Source organism: Allosphingosinicella sp. (assembly GCF_036387215.1).
In the GTDB taxonomy this organism is placed as follows: domain Bacteria; phylum Pseudomonadota; class Alphaproteobacteria; order Sphingomonadales; family Sphingomonadaceae; genus Allosphingosinicella.
In genome coordinates, this window is sequence record NZ_DASVUE010000134.1 from 1 (window position 1) to 4,250 (window position 4,250).

The following is a 4,250-nucleotide window of genomic DNA, read 5'->3' on the forward strand; positions in this document are numbered from 1 at the left end:
GTCTTCCTCATCACCCACGATCTCGACACACTCTACGCCATCTGCGACCGCGTCGCCGTGCTGGCGGACAAGAAGGTGGTCGCGATTGGAACGATTCCGGAATTATTGGCTTTGGACCACGAATGGATACAGGAATATTTCCGTGGCCCGCGCGGGCGGGCGGCCGAGACGGCCGTAGCGAAGGCTGACGCCTGATGGAAACGCGCTCAAACCACATTCTCGTCGGCGGCGTGGTCCTCGCGCTCGTCGTCGCGACCCTCGCCTTCATCATCTGGCTGAGCCAGGCCGCCGGCGACGACAACAAGGAATATGACATCTTCTTCCGCCAGGCGGTGGACGGGCTCGCCCGCGGCTCCGCGGTGACCTTCTCCGGCGTGCCCGTCGGGCAGGTGGCATCGATCAACCTTGAGCCCCGGACCCCGGAATTCGTTCGCGTGCGGATCGCCGTCCGCAACGACACGCCAATTCTCCAGGGCACGACCGCCACCATCCAGGGCGTCGGCTTCACCGGCGTCTCCCAAATCCAGCTCGACGGCGCGGCCCGCGGAGCGCCTCCGATCGTTCAGGAAGGGCCCTATGGCGTGCCGGTCATCCCGGCTAAGCCGGGCGGTCTTGCGGGCCTGCTCAGCAGTGCGCCGCAGCTCCTTGAGCGCGTGACGACGCTGACCGAGCGGCTGACCGAGCTCCTGTCCGACCGCAATCAGGCCTCGATCGCCGCCATCCTCGAGAATGTGCAGGAGATCAGCCGATCGGTGGCGGAACGCTCCCCCGAAATCGCAGCGACGCTTGCCGAAGCGCGCATCGCCATCCGCCAGGCCGGAAACGCGGCCGACCGGTTCGGCCGCCTTGCCGACAGCTCCGACCGCCTGCTGAACGAGCAGGGCCGGCCGCTGATCAACGATCTTCGCCACACCATCCGCGCGGCCGAGAGCAGCCTCGCAAATGTCGATGCGGTGATGAACGACGCCCGGCCCGGCGTGCAGGCGCTCACCAAGCAGACGATCCCCGAAGTGGGGCAGCTGGTGCGCGACCTCCGCGAGACCACCGATTCGCTTCGCGAGGTGACCCAGCGGGTCGAGCGCGAAGGCGCCCTGTCGATCGTCGGCACTCCGAAGGTCCCCGAATATAATCCGAAGAAGAAGAGATGAAAAAGACGATCCTCGCTCTCGGCGGCGCGCTCGCCCTCTCCGGCTGCTTCGGCGGAGCCAAGGTGCCGGATACTTTGATGACACTGAATTCGGCGCAGGTGAGGCCGGCGGCGACGCCGCGCTCCGCCGCCGAGGGGCAGGCGATCACCGTCGCCGTGCCCACGGTGCCGCGAGAACTGCAGACGCTGCGGGTCCCGGTTCACGAAAGCGAGCTTGCCGTCTCGTACCTGAAGAACGCACAATGGGTGGAGATGCCGGCAACCCTGTTCGCGCGCCTGGTGTCGGAGACGATCGGCGCCACCACCGGCCGGGTCGTGCTCGATCCGAAGCAATTCAGCTTCGATCCCGGCCAGCGCCTCACCGGCACGCTGCAGCGCTTCGGCTACGATGCCGCCAGCGGCCAGGCAGTCGCGGTCTACGACGCGGCGCTCGGGCGGACCGGAGGCGGAGTCACCACCCAGCGCTTCGAGGCGCGAGTGCCCGCAGCCTCGGCCGACGCGGCCGGAGTGGGCGCAGCGCTCAACCAGGCGGCGAACCAGATCGCGGCCGACGTGGCCCAGTGGGTCGGCCGCTGACCGGGCTCAGCCGAGGCTTTTAGAGGCCTGCTCGAAAACGTCCTTCGAAAGCCCCGGCGTCTCCACGATCCGACGCAGCTCCGCCTTCATCAGGTCCGCCCGTGCTTCGTCGAACCTGCGCCACCGCCCAAGCGGCGGCACCAGCCGCGCGGCCGCCTGCGGGTTGAGTTTGTCCACGGCCAAAGTCATGTCGGCGAGGAAGCAGTAGCCACGCCCGGACGGGTCATGGAAGGCCCGCTGGTTGGAGGCAAAGGCGCTCACCAGCGAGCGGAGCCGGTTCGGGTTGCCGAGCGAGAAATCCGGATGTCCCGCCAGCCGCGCCACCGCCTCAGCAGTATCGTCGCGGCTTGAGAGCGCCTGGACCATGAACCACTTATCCAGCACCAGCGCATTGTCGCGATACCGCTCGTAAAAGGCCTCCAAAGCCTCGCGGCGCTCCGCTGCATCGCTGTTGGCCAGCATCCCCAGAGCGCCCTGCCGGTCCGTCATGTTGTCGGCATCGCGGAACTGCCGCATCGCCATCTGCGCCGCATCCTCGGCGCCTGCGGACATCAGATAGCCGAGGGCCACCGTTCGCAGCCGCCGCGCGCCTTTGGCGGACGGCGAATATTCGTAGCGATTGGCGGCATTGGCTGCGTAAGCGGCACGCCAGAGCGTTTCCAGCTCGCCGCCGAGCTCCGTGCGGAGCCGCTCGCGCACCTCGTGGATGGCCTCCGGATCGACGACCAGCATCTGATCGCCGATGAAAGCTTCCGTAGGCAGGAGCACCGCCTCGGCGATGAAGGCCGGGTCCAGCGCCTCGTTCGTCAGGGTCTGCCGCATTGCCTCGACCACCGGCTCCATATCGGCGCTGCCCGCGGCGATCGCCTCCACCATCGTGTCGAGCATCAGCTGCTGCATCGCCTCGTAGCGGGCGAACGGATTGTCGTCGTTGGCAGAGAGGAAGGCGAGATCCTCGACGCTCCGGCTGCTCTCGATGGTGACCGGGGCCGAGAAATCGCGGTTGATCGACAGGACCGGCCGCTCGCCGATGCCGTCGAACAGGATTTCCTTCGTCTCCTCCTCGAGCAGCACCAGGCGGTCGGCATATTTCTCGCCCGTCACCCCACCGAACAGCGCCACCTTCAGCGGGATCGGCATCGGCTTCTTCGCCGGCTGGCCGGGCGTCGGCGGCGCCTCCTGCTCCAGCAGCAGGCGTGCACGCCCCTCGCCTTCGCCGTGGAGGAGGTTCGCGCGCACCCGCGGCGTCCCGGCCTGCGAGTACCAGAGCCGGAAGCGGGTGAGGTCGACACCGCTTGCCTCCTCCATCGCGGCGACGAAATCCTCGCAGGTCGCCGCCTCGCCGTCGTGCCGGTCGAAATAGAGGTCGGTGCCGGCGCGGAATTTCTCCGGCCCCAGGATCGTGTGCAGCATCCTGATCACCTCGGCGCCCTTGTTGTAGACGGTCGCGGTGTAGAAATTGGAGATCTCGATATAGGATTCCGGCCGGATCGGGTGCGCGAGCGGGCCGCTGTCCTCCGGGAACTGAGCGGATCGGAGCGCCCGCACGTCCTCGATCCGCTTCACCGCTGCGGAGCCCTGGTCGGCCGAGAATTGCTGGTCGCGAAAGACGGTGAAGCCTTCCTTCAGGCTCAGCTGGAACCAGTCGCGGCAGGTGACCCGGTTGCCGGACCAATTGTGGAAATATTCGTGCGCCACCACGCCCGCGACGGCGTCGTAATCGGCGTCCGTCGCCGTATCAGGATCGGCGAGGATATAGCGCGAATTGAAGATGTTGAGGCCTTTGTTCTCCATCGCCCCGAAATTGAAATCGGCGACCGCGACGATGTTGAACACCGCAAGATCGTATTCACGGCCATAGACCTTCTCGTCCCACGCCATGCTGGCCTTCAGCGCTTCCATTGCATGGGCAGTCCGAGGAAGGTCCTCCTCGCGTACCCAGATGCCGAGATCGACCGCGCGGCCGCTGCAGGTGACGAAGCGGTCGCTGTTCGCCTTGAGATCCCCAGCCACCAGCGCGAAGAGGTAACAGGGCTTTGGGAAGGGATCGTGCCACTCGGCCCAGTGACGGCCGCCGCCGAGATCGCCCGAGCCGACCGGGTCGCCGTTCGACAGCAGAACCGGGTAGCGCTCCTTGTCCGCGCTGATTCGAACCCGATAGCGGCTGAGGACGTCGGGACGATCCGGGAAGAAGGTGATCCGCCGGAAGCCCTCTGCCTCGCACTGCGTGCAGAGGATGCCGCCGGATTCGTACAGCCCCATCAGCTGCGTGTTGGTCCCAGGCGAAATCTCGACGAGGATTTCGACGGCCGCGCTGTCACCGGTGAGCGGAACCGTCAGCAGGTCGCCGGCCTGCAGATGCTCCGCAGGCGCTCCGTTGATCTCGACGCTGAGGAGCTTCAGCCCCTCTCCGTCCAGCCGCAGCGGCTCGTCATGATCCCCGTTCCGCTCCACCTGAAGCGTGGAGCGCACCAGCGTCCGCTGCGGATCGAGCTCGAAGTCCAGCGAGATGTCCGGGACGAGCCAG

At 66.8% G+C, this 4,250-nt stretch carries 3 protein-coding genes and 1 pseudogene; 3 read left to right on the forward strand and 1 reads right to left on the reverse strand.

The genetic code is table 11. From position 1 onward, the window contains the following. The 3 genes and pseudogenes from VF662_RS05325 to VF662_RS05335 form a co-directional block, all read left to right on the forward strand. Positions 1-195: pseudogene (locus VF662_RS05325) on the forward strand (ABC transporter ATP-binding protein); the annotation flags it as partial. Beyond that, positions 195-1,148, forward strand: a complete 954-nt coding sequence (locus tag VF662_RS05330) for an MlaD family protein (RefSeq protein WP_464138661.1) — start codon at positions 195-197, stop codon at positions 1,146-1,148. The pseudogene VF662_RS05325 and the gene VF662_RS05330, both read left to right, overlap by 1 nt. Then, on the forward strand, positions 1,145-1,723 hold the full coding sequence (locus tag VF662_RS05335; RefSeq protein WP_464138664.1) for an ABC-type transport auxiliary lipoprotein family protein: 579 nt from the start codon (positions 1,145-1,147) through the stop codon (positions 1,721-1,723). Before VF662_RS05330 ends, VF662_RS05335 begins: the two co-directional genes overlap by 4 nt. 6 nt (positions 1,724-1,729) lie before the next feature. Here VF662_RS05335 and pepN read toward each other — a convergent pair. Then, positions 1,730-4,250: aminopeptidase N (pepN, locus tag VF662_RS05340; RefSeq protein WP_464138668.1), on the reverse strand; the 2,521-nt coding region annotated here is incomplete at its 5' end.

What these genes read in the sequence shown, in the direction of transcription:
- VF662_RS05330 (WP_464138661.1), top strand. Translation starts at nt 195, where the DNA reads ATGGAAACGCGCTCAAACCACATTCTCGTCGGCGGCGTGGTCCTCGCG.
- VF662_RS05335 (WP_464138664.1), top strand. Translation starts at nt 1,145, where the DNA reads ATGAAAAAGACGATCCTCGCTCTCGGCGGCGCGCTCGCCCTCTCCGGC.